Genomic DNA, 16,990 nt, shown 5'->3' with positions numbered 1-16,990 from the left:
GTTACGCCGGGTCCTTCGGTTTGAAGAACTCGATCACTTCGGCCTGCACCCTGGTGCGCTTGAACGGCGGCAGGCTCTGCCACACCCGCCGTCCATACGACTTGGTGATGATGCGTGGGTCGCAGATCATCAGCACGCCACGGTCGGTTTCATCGCGGATCAAGCGCCCCGCGCCCTGCTTCAGGTTGATGATGGCTTCGGGCAGCGTGTGGTGCATGAAGCCGTTCATGCCCTGCTTCTCCATCACGTCGATGCGCGCCGCGAGCACCGGGTCGTCCGGCGGCGCGAACGGCATCTTGTCGATGATGACCAGCGACAGCGCGTCGCCGCGCACGTCGACGCCTTCCCAGAAACTCTGGCTGCCGACCAGCACCGCATTGCCCGCAGTGCGGAACGAATCGAGCAGTTCGGTGCGCCCGCGCTCGCCCTGCACGAACAGCGGAAAATCGAGCCCGCGTTCGGCGAACTCAGTGCGCAGACGTTCGGCCACATGCTTGACCGCGCGAATCGTGGTGCACAGGAAGAAGGTGCGCCCGCCCGCCGCCTCGATCACCGGCAGCGCGCTGTCGACCACCGCATCGGTATAGCCGAACGCGTTCGGCTCCGGCAGGCCGTTCGGCACATACAGTAAACCTTGCTGCTCGTAGTCGAACGGGCTTGGCCAGTTTTTGGCTTCCTCGCCCTCCAGGCCCATCTGCGCCGAGAAGTGCTTGAAGTCGTTCTTGACCGCCAGCGTCGCCGACGTAAAGATCCAGGTGCGCGGCGTGCCTTCGCGCTGGTTCGAGAAGATCGGCGCGATCGACAGCGGCGTCTTGTGCAGCTGCAGCGCGGACGAGAACGCCTCCACCCACAGCACGGCCTGGTCGCCTTCGACGACCTTACCCTTGTTATCAGGCTTCCACGCATCCAGCCCGGCCGCGAGTTCCACCGCGCGCACGCGGCATTGCTCGATGCTCTCGGCGCGTGCCGCCTGGTCTTCCAGCACGTCGATCATCGCCGCCAGCTGTTCCTTCAAGGTAGCCAGCGCCGGGAAGAAGTCCGACGACGGCATGATCTGCGCCAGCGCCAGGCGCATGATGTCTTGCGGGAAGGCCAGGCGCAGGTCGCGCGCGGCTTTTTCGACCGCGGTGACGACCTTGGCCCAGTCCGGACCGCCGCGCGCATGCGCCAGGCCTTCGGCCAGCACGTCGCGGCACAGTTCGAGGATCTGCGAGGTCGACACGGTCTGGCCGAAGAACAAGGTCGCCGTGTCAGGCAACTGGTGCGCTTCGTCGAAGATGATGGTGTTAGCCGACGGCAGCAGCTCGGCCACGCCGGTGTCCTTCAAGGCCACGTCGGCGAAGAACAGGTGGTGATTGACCACCACCACGTCGGCCTGCTGCGCCTCGCGGCGCGCCTTCATCACGAAGCAGTCCTGGTAGTACTGGCACTCGGCGCCCATGCAGGTGTCGCGGGTCGAGGTGACCAGGTTCCAGATCGTCGCGTTCTCGGGCACCTTGGTCAGCTCGGCCTTGTCGCCCGAACTGGTCATCTTGATGAAGCGCGAAATCTCGCGCAGGTGACCGACGTCGTCGCGCGAGGTCATGCGGCCGTTGTTGAGCGTGCGTTCGAGGTGGTAGTGGCAGACGTAGTTCGAGCGGCCCTTCAGCAGCGCCACCGAGACCGGCGCGCGCAAGGCGGTGCGCACGGTCGGGATGTCGCGCAGGAACAGCTGGTCCTGCAGGTTCTTGGTGCCGGTCGAGACGATGGTCTTGCCGCCCCACAGCAGCGCGGGCACGAGGTAGGCGAAGGTCTTGCCGGTGCCGGTGCCCGCTTCCGCGATCAGGGTTTTCTGGTCGGCGATCGCCTGCGCGATCGACTTTGCCATCTCGGTCTGCGAGCGGCGCGGGCTGAACGCGCCGACCGAGGGCGCGAGCGGGCCGCCCGCGGAAAACAGGCGGTCGATCTCGGCGTCGTACTTGCCGGCCGGGGCGGCCTGTTCTATGGCGCCTTCGGCAGGCAGCGCGCCGGGCGTGCCCGGGGCTGGAGTTTGCTCGGTCAAAGTGGGTGTCAGGTATTGCGAAGACAAATCAGGCCGGAACGTCCGGCACCAATTGCATTTTCAGCAGGGTGATATGGTCTTTCAGCTGCAGCTTACGCTTTTTCAGGCGGCGCAGCTGGAGCTGGTCGTTGTGGCCGTCGTCGGTCAGCTTGTTTATGACCGCGTCCAGGTCGCGATGTTCCACGTCGAGCTCGACGAGGCGGCGCTGGATTTCGTGTACGTCAGTCATTATCGCTTTCCCAACCTTGTTTCAGTGCTGCCAACACACGCCGGCTGGCGTGCATACAATTGGATACAAAAGTTTCGTCAGTACAACCGTTACGACTTGCAACTTTAGGGCTTCCCGGTGCATAGTTTAATCTACGACGACGTTGCCGCCAATACAGATCGACCCGCGAGCTGCGATTGCAGTGCTAACGCAGCCTGGAAACAACTGACGAGATGAGTTCATACAAGATCGAAGCGGGCACCGCGCAGCACATCGGCAGCCGGGCTCAGCAAAATGACCGCGCCGCCCTGTTCAGCGGCGCCCGTGCGCCGGGCTACGTGCTGGCCGTGCTGGCCGACGGCCTGGCCGGCGGCGCCATCGCGCCAGAGCAGGTGCTGCATACCGCCAAGCTGGTGTTCGACGAGTTCAAGCCGGGCGACAGCACCAGCATCGAGCGCATGGCCGAGCTGCTGCACGCAATCGTGCACGAAACCCACCTGGTGATCAAGATGAACGGCGTCACCACCGGCACCGAGCCGCTGGCCAGTTTCGTCGGGCTGCTGATCAGCCCGCAGGGACAGGCGGTATGGGCCCATGTCGGCGATTCGCGCCTGTACCGATTCGCCGCGGGCAAGTGCCGCGCCCGCACGACCGACGCAGCTTACGTCGAACACCTGGTTGACAACGACCAACGGGCGCTTGATGCGGCCAAAGTGCACCGCCAGTCGGCGCTGCTGCATAACGTGCTGGGGAATGTCCACAAGGAGCCCTTCGTCACCATCGGCAGCCACGAAGACCTTGCCGCGGACGACGCCTTCCTGCTGTGCTCGGACGGGCTGTGGGCTTACTTCACCGACACCGAGCTGGGCTCCGTGCTGAACAAGAACGCGCCGCGCCAGGCCTCGGAGATGCTGATCAACAAGGCCGGCGAACGGGCCGACGGCAAGGGCGACAACTGCACGATGGCCATTGTCAAGCTGGTCCGGCCGCCCAAGGAAGTGCCCAACTACACGGTGCAGAAGATGCGCCGGGCGGTTTAGACCTTTGAAGTGCCTGGCAAAAACCTGCTTGCCCTGAACCCGCCCCTCTTCCACTGAAGCTTGACAGTCGTCCGGTCGGCACGTGTAGCGCGACACACGGACGGCGGGTGAGACTGAGCTACACTGCAAATTCAGGTAATGGGAGATGCAAAACGCAAAGAAAGCGGACGCACGAATAGTCATCAATTCGCGACCGGCGGCATCTTCTTACGCGCCTTTCAGTTCTTTTCAGCCTGGCGTTCAGCCTGGCGCTTCGCACGCTCGGCCTGGCGGCGCTCGGACTCCTGGCGCTTCTTCTCGAAGGCCGCGACATTCGCGGCGCGTTTGCCCGCTTCCGCCTTTTCTTTTTCCGCGATGCCCTTCAGCTTGGCCGCATTGGTCGCCTCGCGGTTGGCGCGCGGTGCAATCGGTTTCGGCGGCGGCGCGGCTTCGTCCTCGCGCGGAGGACGCGGATTGGCGGCACGCTGCGCCGCCTCGGCCTTGTCTTCCTTCAGCGTTTCGGCCAGTGCGCGGTCGCGCTCATCGACCTTGGCACGGCGCTGGACCAGCTCGGCCTCGATTTCAATCGAACGCACCACCGCCAGCTCTTCACGCCGCTTTTCGCGCGCCTTGTCGAGGCAGTTGTTGACGAAGAATTTGCCATAGCAGACCTGCTCGCTCGCCGCGAACTCGGCCTCGATGGCGGCGCGCCGCGCGGTGGCGTCGGCCAGCTTGCGGTCGGCTTCTGCCAGCGACTTCGACGGCGGCGCCACGTGCTGCACGTTGGGCGGCAACAGCACGTACGAGCAGGCGGAAAACGCCGCGCAGGCCAGCGCGAGTGCGGCGTTGCGGAGCGTTGAGAGTGCGAACGGATAAGCCATTGTTATTGTCCTTGTTAGCGCCGGTCAGGCCAGTGCGTCGGCGGCGTCGCGCCGTTGAGTATCCATGTATTCGCGCGACTGCATCTCGATGATACGCGAGACCGTGCGGTGGAACTCGTTCGACAGCGTGCCCTTGGTGTACAGCGCTTCCGGCTCGACCTCGGCCGACATCAAGAGCTTGACCTTGTTGTCGTAGAACACGTCGATCAGCCAGGTGAAGCGGCGCGCCTCGGACGACTGCGAGGCCGACATCGCCGGCACGTTCGACAGGATCACCGTGTGGAAGCGGCTGGCGATTTCGAGATAGTCGTTCTGCGAACGCGGTCCGCCGCACAGCGTGTGGAAGTCGAACCAGATGATGCCGCCGGCGCGGCGCAGCGAGCGGATCTCGCGGTGCTCGATGTGCACGATCGGGTCTTCGTCGGCCGTCTCGGCCACCGCTGCATATGCATCGCGCAGCGCCTTGTCGGCGCCAGCGCCCAGCGGCGTGTAGTAGGCGTCGACCTGTTCCAGCGCGCGCTTGCGGTAGTCGATGCCGGCGTCGACGTTCATCACATCCAGCTTGTCCTTCAGCAGCGCGATGGTCGGCAGCATGCGGTCGCGGTGCAGCCCGTCCGGGTACAGCTTGTCCGGGTCGTAGTTCGACGTCATCACGAACGACACGCCGTTGTTGAACAACGCCGTCAGCAGGTTATACAAAATCATCGCGTCGGCGATGTCGGACACGTGGAATTCGTCGAAGCAGATCAGGCGGTATTTTTTGGCGATGCGGCGCGCTACTTCGTCGAGCGGATCGGCCACGCCTTTGAGATCGTCGAGCTGGCGGTGCACGCCGCGCATGAATTCGTGGAAGTGCAGGCGCGTCTTGCGCACCACCGGCACCACCGAGTAGAAGCTGTCCATCAAAAACGACTTGCCCCGCCCTACCCCGCCCCACAGGTACACGCCGCGCGGCACGTCCGGGCGGTTGATCAGGCGTTTGAAGCTGGACGAGCGCTGCGACCTGAAATGCCCCCACTCTTCGTAGGCGCGCTGCAGGCGGTCGACCGCGCGCTGTTGCGCCTCGTCGGACTTGAATCCACGCTGGGACAGCGCGTGCTGGTAAAACTCTTGGACGTTCATGGGAGGGCAATGCGAGGAGCCGGACAGGCGCGAAGCCCGTCCGGCTTGGTACAGATTAGAAGTTCAGCGAACGCTTGTCGACTGCGAGCGCGGCTTCCTTGGTTGCTTCCGACAGCGATGGGTGTGCGTGGCAGATGCGGGCGATGTCTTCCGACGATGCACGGAACTCCATCGCGACCACGGCTTCCGAAATCAGTTCGGATGCCATCGGGCCGACGATGTGCACGCCGAGGATTTCATCGGTCGTCGCATCGGCGAGGAACTTGACCATGCCCGAGGTGTCGCCCAGCGCGCGTGCGCGGCCGTTCGCCATGAACGGGAAGGTGCCGGCCTTGTAGGCCACGCCGTCCGCCTTCAGCTGCTGCTCGGTGCGGCCAACCCACGCGATCTCCGGCGAGGTGTAGATCACCCAGGGAACCGTGTTGAAGTTGACGTGGCCGTGCTGGCCGGCGATACGCTCGGCGACCGCAACGCCCTCTTCTTCCGCCTTGTGCGCCAGCATCGGGCCGCGCACGACGTCGCCAACTGCCCATACGTTCGGCAGGTTGGTCTTGCAGTCGTCGTCGACGGCGATGAAGCCGCGCTCGTCGAGCGCCAGGCCGACCGCTTCCGCGCCCAGGCCGATGGTGTTCGGCACGCGGCCGATCGAGATGATCAGCTTGTCGAATACCGCGGTCTGCGCCGCGCCGGTCGAATCGGCGTATTCAACAGTGACGTTATTGTCGCCCTTGGTGATCGCGCCGATCTTGCAACCGAGGCTGATCTTCAGGCCCTGCTTGGTGAACAGCTTGTGCGCTTCCTTGGCGATCTGCTCGTCGACTGCGCCGAGGAAGGTCGGCAGGCCTTCGAGCACGGTCACGTCAGCGCCGACACGGCGCCATACGCTGCCCATCTCGAGGCCGATGACGCCCGCGCCGATCACGCCCAGCTTCGCTGGAACCGCGTCGATGGCGAGTGCGCCGGTGTTCGACAGGATCAGCTTCTCGTCGAATTCCGCGCCTGGCAGCTGGCGCGCGTTCGAGCCGGTCGCAATCACGACATGCTTGGCCTGCAGCGTTTCGGTCGAAGGACCGGTGACATTGACGGTGTAGCCACCCTCGGCGGCGCCGGCGAATGCGCCGCGGCCGTGGAAGAAGCTGACCTTGTTCTTCTTGAACAGGAACAGGATGCCGTCGTTGTTCTGCTTGACGATGGTTTCTTTACGCTTGAGCATCTGCGGCAGGTTCAGCGACAGGCCGGAGACTTCGATGCCGTGTTCCTTGAATGCGTGGCCGGCGTGCTCGAAATGCTCGGACGACTGCAGCAGCGCTTTCGATGGAATGCAGCCGACGTTGGTGCAGGTGCCGCCCGGAGCAGGACCGCCCTTGGCGTTGGCCCATTCGTCGACGCAGGCGACGTTAAAGCCCAGCTGCGCGGCGCGAATTGCGGCGATATAGCCGCCAGGACCGCCGCCGATCACGACGACATCGAATTGTTTTGAAGTGCTCATTGATTATTTCCTTGATTATTCTTCGGGGACGAAAATCCACAGCAGCAGGTAGATCACGAGGCCGAAACCGAACGAGATGGTGAACAGCGCGAATACCAGGCGCCAGATCCACGCATCCATGCCCGAAGCTTTCGCCAGGCCGCCGCACACGCCGCCGATCCAGCGGTCGGTGCGCGAACGGCGCAGGCGCGAGAACTCGTCGCCCAGGCTGCCGTTGCCGCTTAATGTATGTCCCGGCTTGTTCAGGTCGGCGGAGGCGGACAGCAGCCGCGCCTTGGCCTGTGCGAATTCGGCATCGGTCAGGGCGCCGGCCTGGTGCAGTTCGTGCAAACGCTTGATTTCATCGGAGATGTTCAATTACTACCTCTCTAAATACGAAAAAAGGGTTCCCGCGTGTGCGGGAACCACGGACGTTGCACTCGCCGCTGCCGGCGCGCGACGCTTACAGGTCCAGCAGCAGGCGCGCTGGGTCTTCCAGCGTTTCCTTCATCGTGACCAGGCCCAGGACGGCTTCGCGGCCGTCGATGATGCGGTGGTCGTACGACATCGCCAGGTAGTTCATCGGACGCACCACGATCTGGCCGTTTTCGACGACGGCGCGGTCCTTGGTCGCGTGAACGCCCAGGATGGCCGACTGCGGCGGGTTGATGATCGGGGTCGACAGCATCGAACCGAAGGTGCCGCCGTTCGAGATCGAGAAGGTGCCGCCGGTCAGGTCTTCCAGGGTCAGCTTGCCTTCTTTCGCCTTCTGGCCGAATTCACCGATCTTCTTTTCGATCTCGGCGATCGTCATCTGGTCGGCGTTGCGCAGGATAGGCACTACCAGGCCGCGTGGCGAACCGACAGCGATGCCGATGTCGAAGTAACCGTGGTAGACGATGTCGTTACCGTCGACCGAAGCGTTGATGATCGGGTACTTCTTGAGTGCCGCGACCGCCGCCTTGACGAAGAAGGACATGAAACCCAGCTTGACGCCGTGCTCTTTCTCGAACTTGTCCTTGTACTTGTTGCGCAGGTCGATGACCGGCTGCATGTTGACTTCGTTGAAGGTGGTCAGGATCGCGTTGGTCGACTGCGACTGGATCAGGCGCTCGGCGATACGGGCGCGCAGGCGGCTCATTGGCACGCGCTCTTCCGGACGGTCGCCCAGCTTGGCCGGCGCCGGCGCTGCGACCTGCTGCAGTGCAGGCTTGGCTGCCACGGCTGCCAGCGGCGCCGGAGCCGCAGGCTTGACGCCCGATGCTACAGCTGCCAGCGCGTCGCCCTTGGTGACGCGGCCGTCTTTGCCGCTGCCGGCAACGTCGGCTGCGCTCATGCTGTTATCTGCCAGGATCTTCGATGCGGCTGGCATTGCGACGCCTGCCATCGACTGCGAGGACGCAGCTGCTGCCGCCGCAGGTGCTGTCGGCGCCGGTGCTGCCGAGACTTCCAGCGGGCTGACCTTGGCGGTGCCTTCGGTGTCGATGATCGCGATGACTTCGCCCGCGACCACGGTGGCGCCGTCGCCCTTGATGATCTGGATGATGACGCCCGATGCCGGCGCCGGCAGTTCAAGGACCACCTTGTCGGTTTCGATGTCGATCATGTTCTCGTCGCGGGTGACCGCTTCGCCGAGCTTCTTGTGCCATGCCAGCAGGGTAGCTTCAGCGACCGATTCCGACAGTTGTGGGACCTTGACTTCGATTTGTGCCATGTAAAACTCCGTATTCTGTTTTTATGTGCCCGCCGCCCGGCGGGCACTTTTTTATCACTGTTTATTCAACACAAAGCCCTTGAGCTTCGAGAATGCCGTTTCCAGCAGGTCCTTCTGCTGTGCGTAGTGCTTGTCGTAGTAACCGACTGCAGGCGCGGCGGAAGCTGGACGTCCAGCGTACGCAAGGCGCTGGCCCGACTCCATGTTCTCGAACAAGTTGTGCTGGATCTGGAACCATGCGCCCTGGTTTTGCGGCTCGTCCTGCGCCCATACCAGCTCGGTCGCGTTCGGGAACTTCTTCAGCTCCGCGGCGAACGACTTGTGCGGGAACGGATACAGCTGCTCGACGCGGATGATCGCGGTGTCGCTCTGGCCGCGCGTCTTGCGTGCGTTGACCAGGTCGTAGTACACCTTGCCCGAGCAGGCCACGACGCGCTTGACCTTCTTGGCGTCGATCTTGTCGTCGGTTTCACCGATCACGGTCTGGAAGCTGCCCTTGGCCAGGTCGGTCAGCGGCGAGCCGGCGTCCTTGTTACGCAGCAGCGACTTCGGCGTCATGATGACCAATGGCTTCCTGAACTGGCGCACCATCTGGCGGCGCAGCAGGTGGAAGATCTGGGCGGCGGTGGTCGGCTGGACCACTTGCATGTTGTTCTCTGCGCACAGCTGCAGGAAACGCTCAGGACGCGCGGACGAGTGCTCAGGACCCTGGCCTTCGTAACCGTGCGGCAGCATCATGACCAGGCCGGAGGCGCGGCCCCACTTGACTTCGCCCGAGCTGATGAACTGGTCGATGACGACCTGGGCGCCGTTGGCGAAGTCGCCGAACTGCGCTTCCCAGATGGTCAGCGTGTTCGGTTCGGCGGTCGAATAGCCGTACTCGAATGCGAGCACCGCTTCTTCGGACAGCACCGAGTCGATCACGGTGAACGGCGCCTGGGTGTCCGACACGTTGCACAGCGGGACATAGGTACCTGCATCCCAACGCTCGCGGTTCTGGTCGTGCAGTACCGCATGGCGGTGCACGAAGGTGCCGCGGCCGGCATCCTGGCCGGTCAGGCGGATGGCGTAGCCCGATGCCACCAGCGACGCGTAGGCCAGGTGTTCGCCCATGCCCCAGTCGAGGTTATTGTCGCCGTTGCCCATCGCGGCGCGGTCGCCCAGCACCTTTTCAACCAGCGAGTGCGGCTTGAAGCCTTCAGGTACGGTGGTGATGCGGGTGGCGAGGCGCTTCAGTTCCGTCATCGGCACCGCGGTGTCGGCGCTGTCGGTCCACTTCTTGTTCAGGAACGGCAGCCAGTCGACTGCGTACTTGTTCTTGAAGTCGGTGATGACCGGGTCATTGGTGTGCTTGCCGGCGTCCATCGCATCGCGGAAGGCAGCGACCATCTTGTCGCCTTCGTCCTCGGCGATGATACCCTGCGCGACCAGCTTGTCCGCGTACAGCTTGCGGGTGCCCGGGTGCTTGGCGATCTTCTTGTACATCAGCGGCTGGGTCAGCGCAGGCGTGTCCTGCTCGTTGTGGCCCAGTTTGCGGTAGCAGATGATGTCGAGGACGACGTCCTTCTTGAACTGCATGCGGTAGTCGAGCGCGATCTGGGTCGCCAGCACGACCGCTTCAGGATCATCGCCGTTGATGTGCAGGACCGGCGCTTCGATCATCTTGACGACGTCGGAGCAGTAGGTGGTCGAGCGTGAGTCGCGCGGATCGGAGGTGGTGAAACCGATCTGGTTGTTGATCACGATGTGCACCGTGCCGCCCGTGCCGTAGCCGCGGGTCTGCGCAAGGTTCAGCGTTTCCATGACCACGCCCTGGCCGGCGAATGCGGCGTCGCCGTGCACCAGGATCGGCAGCACTTGCGCGCCTTCCTTGTCGCCGCGGCGGTCCATGCGCGCCTTGACCGAACCTTCAACCACCGGGTTGACGATCTCGAGGTGCGACGGATTGAATGCCAGCGACAGGTGGACCGGGCCGCCGGCGGTCGAGATATCGCTCGAGAAGCCCTGGTGGTATTTGACGTCGCCCGATGGCAGTTCGTCGCCGTGCTTGCCTTCGAATTCTTCGAACAGGTCCTGCGGCGATTTGCCCAGGGTGTTCACGAGCACGTTCAGGCGGCCGCGGTGGGCCATGCCGATAACGATCTCCTGCACGCCTTTTTCGCCGGCGCGCTGGATGGTCTCGTCGATCGACGGGATGAACGATTCGGAGCCTTCGAGCGAGAAGCGCTTCTGGCCGACGTAGCGGGTGTGGAGGTAGCGTTCCAGGCCTTCGGCCGCGGTCAGGCGGTCGAGGATGTGGCGCTTTTCTTCCTTGCCGAAGGCCGGGGTCGAGCGGATCGATTCGAGGCGTTCCTGCAGCCAGCGCTTTTCGGCCGGGTCGCTGATGTACATGTACTCAGCGCCGATCGAACGGCAGTAGGTGTCGCGCAGGAAGTTGAGCAGGTCGCGCAGGGACGCGGTCTCTTGCCCAAAGTAGGTGTTGCTGATGTTGAAGACGGTGTCCAGGTCGGCGTCGGAGAAGCCGTAGAACGACGGTTCCAACTCGGGGATAGGCGGACGTTCCTGGCGCTGCAGCGGGTCGAGGTTGGCCCAGCGCGCGCCCAGGTAGCGGTAAGCGGCGATCATCTGGGTAACGGCGACGCGCTTGCGGCCCATTTCGACGTCGGTCGACGCGGTCACGAGGCGGATCGGGCCCTGCTTGGCGCGCTCGGCGAACGACGCGATCACGGAAGCGTGCGCGACGTCAGGCTTGCTGGAGCCATCGACTGCAGGCACATGCTGCATGGTGTCGAAGTAGGAGCGCCAGTTGTCTGGCACCGAGCCCGGGTTGTCGAGGTAGGCCTCGTACAACTCCTCTACGTAGGGCGCATTACCGCCGAACAAATAGGAGTTGGCGGTGTTTTCTTTCATCATCTTGCTCACCTTTCTTCGCGCTTCGCGAGGTTGGCGGGTTAATCTAACCTTCCGCGACACGGCCTGACCGTTTAGCGGATTGCACATCAAGTTGTGGGGAAGGACTTTAAAGCCGGAGTATTCTTTCCAGGGTTCGTCAGAATAGCACGCGATATTGTATCGCAACATCCCGCTGGGAGAAAAAGTCGGCGGGAATGTTGCGAATTAGAAGGTTTGGCTACCGGACATTATCAATGCAACAAGTTCACGCGGCGCGGTCGACCTGGCGCTTGAACAGGTACATCGTCACCAACACCAGCCCGATCGGCACCAGCGTCAGGTAAAAGGCGAAGTGCCCGCTGAAGTTGCCGAACACGTAGCCGGTAATAAATGAGCCGGTGGTGCCGCCCAGCGCCGAGAAGATCACCAGCAGGCCGGTCATCGCGGAATGCTGGTTGGTCGGCAGCGAGCTCAGCATGACCGAATTGATGCCCGGGTAGATCGGCGCCATGAACAGGCCGATCAGCGGAAACAGGAAGGTCGCCAGCGGCGCGCTCGCCCAGCTGATGTTCGGGTCATGGACGACATTCTGGGTCAGCGGCAGCGCCACCAGCACCACCGCAGCCATGCCGATCACGCACGCGTTCATCACCGGGTACCAGTTCACGCGCCGCATGATCACGCCGGCCGACAGGCGTCCGATCGCGAGGCAGGCCGCGAAAATACTGGTGACTTCAACGCTCATGGCGGCCGGCAGCATCAGGATCTCGTTGTTAAACGTCGGCAGCCAGGTGCCTACGCTCTGCTCGATCAGCACGTACAGGAAGGCGGTGATGACGAATACGCAGATCAGCGGTTTGAAGAACATCTTCAGCATCGCGGTGAAGTCGTCCCAGCGGCTGCGCCCTTCCGGCAGCGCGGCGGTGCGCTCGTCGAACGGGGTTGCCAGCACCAGCGCAAAGGTCACGCCGCACAGCGCCGCCAGCACCCAATAGACTTGCAGCCAGCTTTGCGACTTCGGATCGTTCGAGTCGATGAAGTGGGCGAATATCCAGTAGGCGCTCAGCACGCCGACCATGAATACGCCTTCCAGCGTATTCATCAACCCGGCGTGATGTTTGCGGTCGGTGGCGACCAGGCCCAGCGTCGAATACACCGACACCTTGACCAGCGCGAACGCGATACCGACACACATGAACAGCAGCTTGGTGGTCAGGAAAGCCGGCACCAGCGGCATCGCGATGCTGGCGCAGGTCACCAGCGCCAACGCGGCCAAAATCGCCTTGCGGTAGCCGATGCGCGGCAGGAACGACGCGACCAGGAAGGACACCACCGCGATCGGCAGGTCCTTGAAGGCCTCCAGCACGCTGGCGCTCGATTTGCTGACGTCGTAGTTATTGATCACCTGGAGGATCACGGTCCCGACGCTGTTCAGCAGGATCGCAAAGACAAAGTAGATCAAGAAAAGGGCAAGCACGATGCGCTGGTTTTTCACGCGGTCTCCTGGATTTCTATTTTTTATATGGGGTGCTGCGGGTACGGCTATCTCTTAATAGTCTTCGAGCCTGAACTGGTCGAGGCCCGGGATGACCCGGTCGGCCTGGGTCAGCACTTCCGGGCTGCCGACGCCTAGCGCGTACATGCCTGCGCGCTTGATCGACGCCACGCCGGCGACCGCGTCTTCCACGCCGAGGCATTCGCCCGGGTCGACACCCAGCTTGTCGGCGGCGGTCAGGAAAATCTCCGGATGCGGTTTGCTGTGGGTGATCGTCGCCGCATCGACCACGTAGTCGAAGCGGCCGCGGATGCCGAGGTGTTCGAGCACGGTGAAGGCGTTCTTGCTGACCGAGGCCAGGCCGATGCGCAGGCCGGCCGCGCGCACGGCCGCTAGCGCGTCGACGGCACCCGGCAGCAAGTCGGCTTCGGACATCGTCGAGATCAGGTCCTGGTAGTGGCGGTTCTTGGCGTCGGCCATTTCAAGCTTCTGCTGCGCGCTGTAGTTTCGCGCGGCCTCGCCCAGGATCAGGTCGAGGGAGCCCATGCGGTCGACGCCTTTCAGGTGCTCGTTAAAGGCTTCGTCGAAATGCACGCCCACCGACTCGGCAAGCCGCTTCCATGCGAGGTAGTGGTAGTGGGCGGTGTCGGTGATGACGCCGTCCAGGTCGAAAATGACTGCCTTGAACCTCGTCATGCTGCGTCCTCCGGATTGATGCGGACCGATGGCGCCGCAGTGGTTAAGGCGACCTCGCGGCCGCGGTGCGTGAACCCGAGCGAGGCGCCGTGCAGCAGCGTGTACTCGACATGGCCGGGCTCCACCCTCACCTGCAGCAAGGCGCCGCGGATGTGGATCTTGAATTGGTAGTGCTGCCACTTCGCAGGCAGGGTCGGCGCGAAGCGCAGCGCGCCGTCGGTGACGCGCATGCCGGCGAAGCCATAGGCCACGCCCATCCAGGTGCCGGCCATGGCCGCGGTGTGCACGCCGTAATGGGTGTTCCCGTGGGTGTCGTCGAGGTCGAGCCGCGCCGTCTCCATGAAGTAGTCGTAGGCCTTGTCGTGATAGCCGACCTCGGACGCGATGATGCTGAAGATGCACGACGACAGCGACGAATCGTGCGTAGTCACCGCTTCGTAGTAGTCGAAGTCGCGCTTCTTGTCCTCCAGCGTGAACTGGTCGGACAGCAGCAGCAGCGCCAGCACCACGTCGGCCTGCTTGCACACCTGGTGGCGGTAGATCACTAGCGGGTGGTAGTTCAGCAGCAGCGGGTAGTTCTCTTTTGGCGTGGACGCGAAGTCCCATACCTTCTTGGACAGGAAGCTGTCGTCCTGCTCGTGGATGCCCAGCGCGGCGTCGTACGGCAGCGCCATGTGATCGGCGGCGCGGCGCCATTCCGCCGGCTCACTGCCCTCCAGCTGCGCGGCTAGCGCGATGCGGGCGAACTCCGCCGGACGTTCGCGGCCGATGGTGCCGGCGATGTCCGCGGCGAAGTTCAGGTGCATGCGCGCCATCGCATTGGTGTAGTAGTTGTTGTTGACCAGCGCAGTGTATTCGTCCGGGCCGGTCACTTCGTTGATGCAGAACTGTCCCTCGCGGTTGTAGCTGCCGATGCCCATCCAGATGCGCGCCGTTTCCAGCACGATCTCGGCGCCCGCCTGTGCCATGAATTCAAGGTCGCCGGTCGCTTCGAAGTACAGCTTGATCGAGTACGCGATGTCGGCATTGATGTGGTACTGCGCGGTTCCGGCCGGATAGTAGGCCGAGCACTCGTCGCCGGCGATGGTGCGCCATGGGTAGAGCGCGCCTTTTGCGTGCGACATCTGGCGTGCGCGTTCGCGCGCCTTCGGCAGGCCTGCGTAGCGGTAGTCGAGCAGCTTGCGGGCGATTTCCGGCTTTGAATACAAGAAGAACGGGAAGATGTAGATCTCGGTGTCCCAGAAATAGTGGCCTTCGTAACCCTCCCCCGTGACGCCTTTCGCCGCGATGTTGGTCTTGCCGTCGCGGCCGACCGATTGCAGCAGGTGATACTGGTTGAAGCGCATGCCCTGCTGGAGCGCGTCGTCGCCGGCGATTTCGACATCGGCCTCGCCCCAGAACGCGTCGAGGTATGCGGCCTGCTGCGCGCACAAGGCCTCGAAGCCGGCGGCGCGCGCCTGCGCGAGTGCGCCGCGCGCCAGTCCGGCCAGCTCCTGTTCGGGATAATCGCGCGACGAGTAATACACGCCGAATTTGGTCAGGCGCACCGCTTCGCCGCTGGTCGCCTCAAACCCGAACGACTGGCCAGCCACCTGCTCTTGCTGGTGGCTGGACGCGCGCACCTGCGCGCCGCCGCTTTCAACGCTGGTATCGATCGCGCTGACCAGGGTGAAGCCGCTGTTATGAGTGCGCTGCGTGATGCTGGAGAACGCACCGTCCTGGTCGATGCCCACAAGTTGAAGCGCCGGGCCGGACACCGCCGAACCAACGCGCGGATCGTCGCCGGCCTCCTGGTTCTTTACCGCGCCGTCGATCTGCGACACGAGCGTGACCGCGCCCGAGTAGTTCAGCGGCGTGAGCTGGTACTCGATGGCGAACAGGTGCTTGTTAGCGAAGGCCACCACGCGGCGGCTCACCAGCGCGATGCGCTTGCCGCCTGGCGAAGTCCACTCCAGGCTGCGCGTCAGCACGCCGGTACGGAAATCGAGGGTGCGCTCGAATGCCGACAAGGCGCCCGTCGCCATGTCGAAGCGCTCGTCGCCGACCCACAAATGGATGCCTTTGGCGTTCGGCACATTCAGCATAAACTGGTTGGTCTTGGCCAGGCCGTATGCGGACTCCGGGTAGACGATCGGCTCGGACTCGTAGAATCCATTCAGGTAGGTGCCATCGAGCGAACCTGCGGTGCCGCTGTAGCCTTCCTCATGGCAGCCTCGCAGGCCGATATAGCCATTCCCCAGTGCGAACAGGGTCTCGTTCAGGAAGTTATTGGCAGTATCCAGGCCGGCCTCACGCAAGCGCCATGGATCGAGGGGGAAGGTGTGGGAGTGGCTCGGCTGCTGCACAAGATGTCCTTCAGTCTTATCAGTTGGTCGTTCCCCCAAGGGCGGAGGAGTTAAAAAATGAGATCGGTGCGGGTGGGATCGCCGGTCAGGTCTGGCGCCGTACCAGTTCGGTCGGAAGCATTTCGGATTCGACGGTTTCGCCGTTGACGAGGCCCAGTATTTTTTTCGCGAGCAGGACGCCGCCGTCGCGCAGGTACTGGTGCACGCTGGTCAGCGGCGGTACGAAACTGGCGGCGCCCGGCGTGTCGTCGTAGCCGATCACCGACACGTCGTCCGGCACACTCAGGCTGCTTTCGGTCAGCGCGCGGATCGCGCCCATGGCCAGCAGGTCGCTGGCGGCGAATACCCCATCGAAGCCGTGACCGCTCTTCTTGAGTACCGCCGATATGCTGTCGAACCCTGCTTCGAAGGTGAATGCCTTCGGGCGGATGATGTGCACCGTCGCCTGTTTGCCGAGCGCCTCGATGAAACCAGCGCAGCGTTCCTTCACTTCGGCGTGATCGACATCGCCGAGGAAGATCAGCTTCTTGCGTCCCTGTTCGAGGAAGCGCTGGCCGACGCTGATGCCGCCTTTGCGGTTGTCGCTGCCGACCACGATATAAGTGGCGCCCGCTTCCGGCGCGCCCCACACCACCAGCGGCAAGCCGGTTCTTTCCAGCGTGCGCACGGCCTCGCCATGCGAGCCCTGGCCGAGCAGGATCATGCCGTCGGCGCCCTGTACCGGCGCGGTATCGAGCAACTGCTTTGAGGTCAGCACGACGCTGTAACCTGCGGTCGTCAATTCCTGGGTAATGCCGCCCAGCAACTCAAGCGGGTACGGGTCGGACATCGGCCGGCCCTTCACGGGTGTCATTTCCACCACAACCGCGATCGAGTAGCTGCGCCGCATGCGCAGGTTGCGTGCACTGATATTGAGCCGGTAGCCTTGCTCCTCGGCAATACGACGCACCTTTTCGCGCGTCTTTTCGGTGACCAGCGGACTGTCGCGCAAGGCGCGCGATACGGTAATCGTGGAGACGCCCGCCACGCGGGCGATGTCTTCCATCGTCAGGCCAGTATCGCTGGCGCGTCCTGCCTTCTTGTTTACTGCTGCCATTCAGCTCAACCCA

The 16,990-nt window shown here is 63.4% G+C and carries 13 protein-coding genes; 1 reads left to right on the top strand and 12 read right to left on the bottom strand.

Annotated elements, in window-relative coordinates; translation table 11 throughout:
• Position 1: 1 nt before the first annotated feature.
• Together yoaA and HHL21_RS00145 are read right to left on the bottom strand one after the other, a co-directional pair.
• Positions 2–2,002 (bottom strand): DNA repair helicase YoaA, encoded by a 2,001-nt coding sequence (yoaA, locus tag HHL21_RS00150; protein ID WP_169463868.1) that lies wholly within the window; start codon positions 2,000–2,002, stop codon positions 2–4.
• A 67-nt stretch (positions 2,003–2,069) separates the two neighbouring features.
• A complete protein-coding gene (locus HHL21_RS00145; protein ID WP_169463248.1) occupies positions 2,070–2,270 on the bottom strand; it encodes a YdcH family protein in 201 nt (66 codons plus the stop codon).
• A 212-nt stretch (positions 2,271–2,482) separates the two neighbouring features.
• Here HHL21_RS00145 and HHL21_RS00140 point away from each other — a divergent pair, with 212 nt between their 5' ends.
• Positions 2,483–3,289: a PP2C family protein-serine/threonine phosphatase gene (locus tag HHL21_RS00140; RefSeq protein ID WP_169463246.1), complete on the top strand. Its 807-nt coding sequence runs from the start codon at positions 2,483–2,485 to the stop codon at positions 3,287–3,289.
• Positions 3,290–3,507: 218 nt separating this feature from the next.
• Here the strand turns inward: HHL21_RS00140 and HHL21_RS00135 are convergent, their stop codons facing one another.
• The 10 genes from HHL21_RS00135 to HHL21_RS00090 form a co-directional block, all read right to left on the bottom strand.
• Positions 3,508–4,149 (bottom strand): hypothetical protein, encoded by a 642-nt coding sequence (locus HHL21_RS00135; protein ID WP_169463244.1) that lies wholly within the window; start codon positions 4,147–4,149, stop codon positions 3,508–3,510.
• A 24-nt stretch (positions 4,150–4,173) separates the two neighbouring features.
• Entirely contained in the window at positions 4,174–5,271 is a 1,098-nt protein-coding gene (zapE, locus tag HHL21_RS00130) for a cell division protein ZapE (RefSeq protein ID WP_169463242.1), read from the bottom strand.
• Positions 5,272–5,326: 55 nt separating this feature from the next.
• The gene (gene lpdA / locus HHL21_RS00125) at positions 5,327–6,760 is read right to left on the bottom strand and encodes a dihydrolipoyl dehydrogenase (protein WP_169463240.1); all 1,434 of its coding nucleotides are present in this window, start codon (positions 6,758–6,760) and stop codon (positions 5,327–5,329) included.
• Positions 6,761–6,775: 15 nt separating this feature from the next.
• Positions 6,776–7,117: a PspC domain-containing protein gene (locus HHL21_RS00120; protein WP_169463238.1), complete on the bottom strand. Its 342-nt coding sequence runs from the start codon at positions 7,115–7,117 to the stop codon at positions 6,776–6,778.
• An 85-nt stretch (positions 7,118–7,202) separates the two neighbouring features.
• Positions 7,203–8,453: a 2-oxoglutarate dehydrogenase complex dihydrolipoyllysine-residue succinyltransferase gene (odhB, locus tag HHL21_RS00115; RefSeq protein ID WP_169463236.1), complete on the bottom strand. Its 1,251-nt coding sequence runs from the start codon at positions 8,451–8,453 to the stop codon at positions 7,203–7,205.
• Positions 8,454–8,507: 54 nt separating this feature from the next.
• On the bottom strand, positions 8,508–11,366 hold the full coding sequence (locus HHL21_RS00110) for a 2-oxoglutarate dehydrogenase E1 component (protein WP_169463234.1): 2,859 nt from the start codon (positions 11,364–11,366) through the stop codon (positions 8,508–8,510).
• Positions 11,367–11,610: 244 nt separating this feature from the next.
• A complete protein-coding gene (locus HHL21_RS00105) occupies positions 11,611–12,840 on the bottom strand; it encodes an MFS transporter (RefSeq protein ID WP_169463232.1) in 1,230 nt (409 codons plus the stop codon).
• A gap of 54 nt (positions 12,841–12,894) precedes the next feature.
• Positions 12,895–13,536: a beta-phosphoglucomutase gene (gene pgmB, locus HHL21_RS00100; RefSeq protein ID WP_169463230.1), complete on the bottom strand. Its 642-nt coding sequence runs from the start codon at positions 13,534–13,536 to the stop codon at positions 12,895–12,897.
• Complete coding sequence (locus tag HHL21_RS00095) at positions 13,533–15,881, bottom strand: glycoside hydrolase family 65 protein (RefSeq protein WP_169463229.1); 2,349 nt, start codon at positions 15,879–15,881, stop codon at positions 13,533–13,535. Before HHL21_RS00095 ends, pgmB begins: the two co-directional genes overlap by 4 nt.
• 85 nt (positions 15,882–15,966) lie before the next feature.
• A complete protein-coding gene (locus tag HHL21_RS00090; protein ID WP_169463228.1) occupies positions 15,967–16,977 on the bottom strand; it encodes a LacI family DNA-binding transcriptional regulator in 1,011 nt (336 codons plus the stop codon).
• Positions 16,978–16,990: the final 13 nt, after the last annotated feature.

Source organism: Massilia polaris (assembly GCF_012927275.1).
GTDB lineage: Bacteria > Pseudomonadota > Gammaproteobacteria > Burkholderiales > Burkholderiaceae_D > Telluria_A > Telluria_A polaris.
Note: the sequence above shows the minus strand (reverse complement) of the source record. Positions and strands in the feature narration are given on the sequence as shown.

Excerpts from the sequence above, each read along its gene's own strand:
- HHL21_RS00145 (WP_169463248.1), bottom strand. The coding sequence starts at position 2,270 with ATGACTGACGTACACGAAATCCAGCGCCGCCTCGTCGAGCTCGACGTG.
- HHL21_RS00140 (WP_169463246.1), top strand. The coding sequence starts at position 2,483 with ATGAGTTCATACAAGATCGAAGCGGGCACCGCGCAGCACATCGGCAGC.
- HHL21_RS00135 (WP_169463244.1), bottom strand. The coding sequence starts at position 4,149 with ATGGCTTATCCGTTCGCACTCTCAACGCTCCGCAACGCCGCACTCGCG.
- zapE (WP_169463242.1), bottom strand. The coding sequence starts at position 5,271 with ATGAACGTCCAAGAGTTTTACCAGCACGCGCTGTCCCAGCGTGGATTC.
- lpdA (WP_169463240.1), bottom strand. The coding sequence starts at position 6,760 with ATGAGCACTTCAAAACAATTCGATGTCGTCGTGATCGGCGGCGGTCCT.
- odhB (WP_169463236.1), bottom strand. The coding sequence starts at position 8,453 with ATGGCACAAATCGAAGTCAAGGTCCCACAACTGTCGGAATCGGTCGCT.
- HHL21_RS00110 (WP_169463234.1), bottom strand. The coding sequence starts at position 11,366 with ATGATGAAAGAAAACACCGCCAACTCCTATTTGTTCGGCGGTAATGCG.
- pgmB (WP_169463230.1), bottom strand. The coding sequence starts at position 13,536 with ATGACGAGGTTCAAGGCAGTCATTTTCGACCTGGACGGCGTCATCACC.
- HHL21_RS00090 (WP_169463228.1), bottom strand. The coding sequence starts at position 16,977 with ATGGCAGCAGTAAACAAGAAGGCAGGACGCGCCAGCGATACTGGCCTG.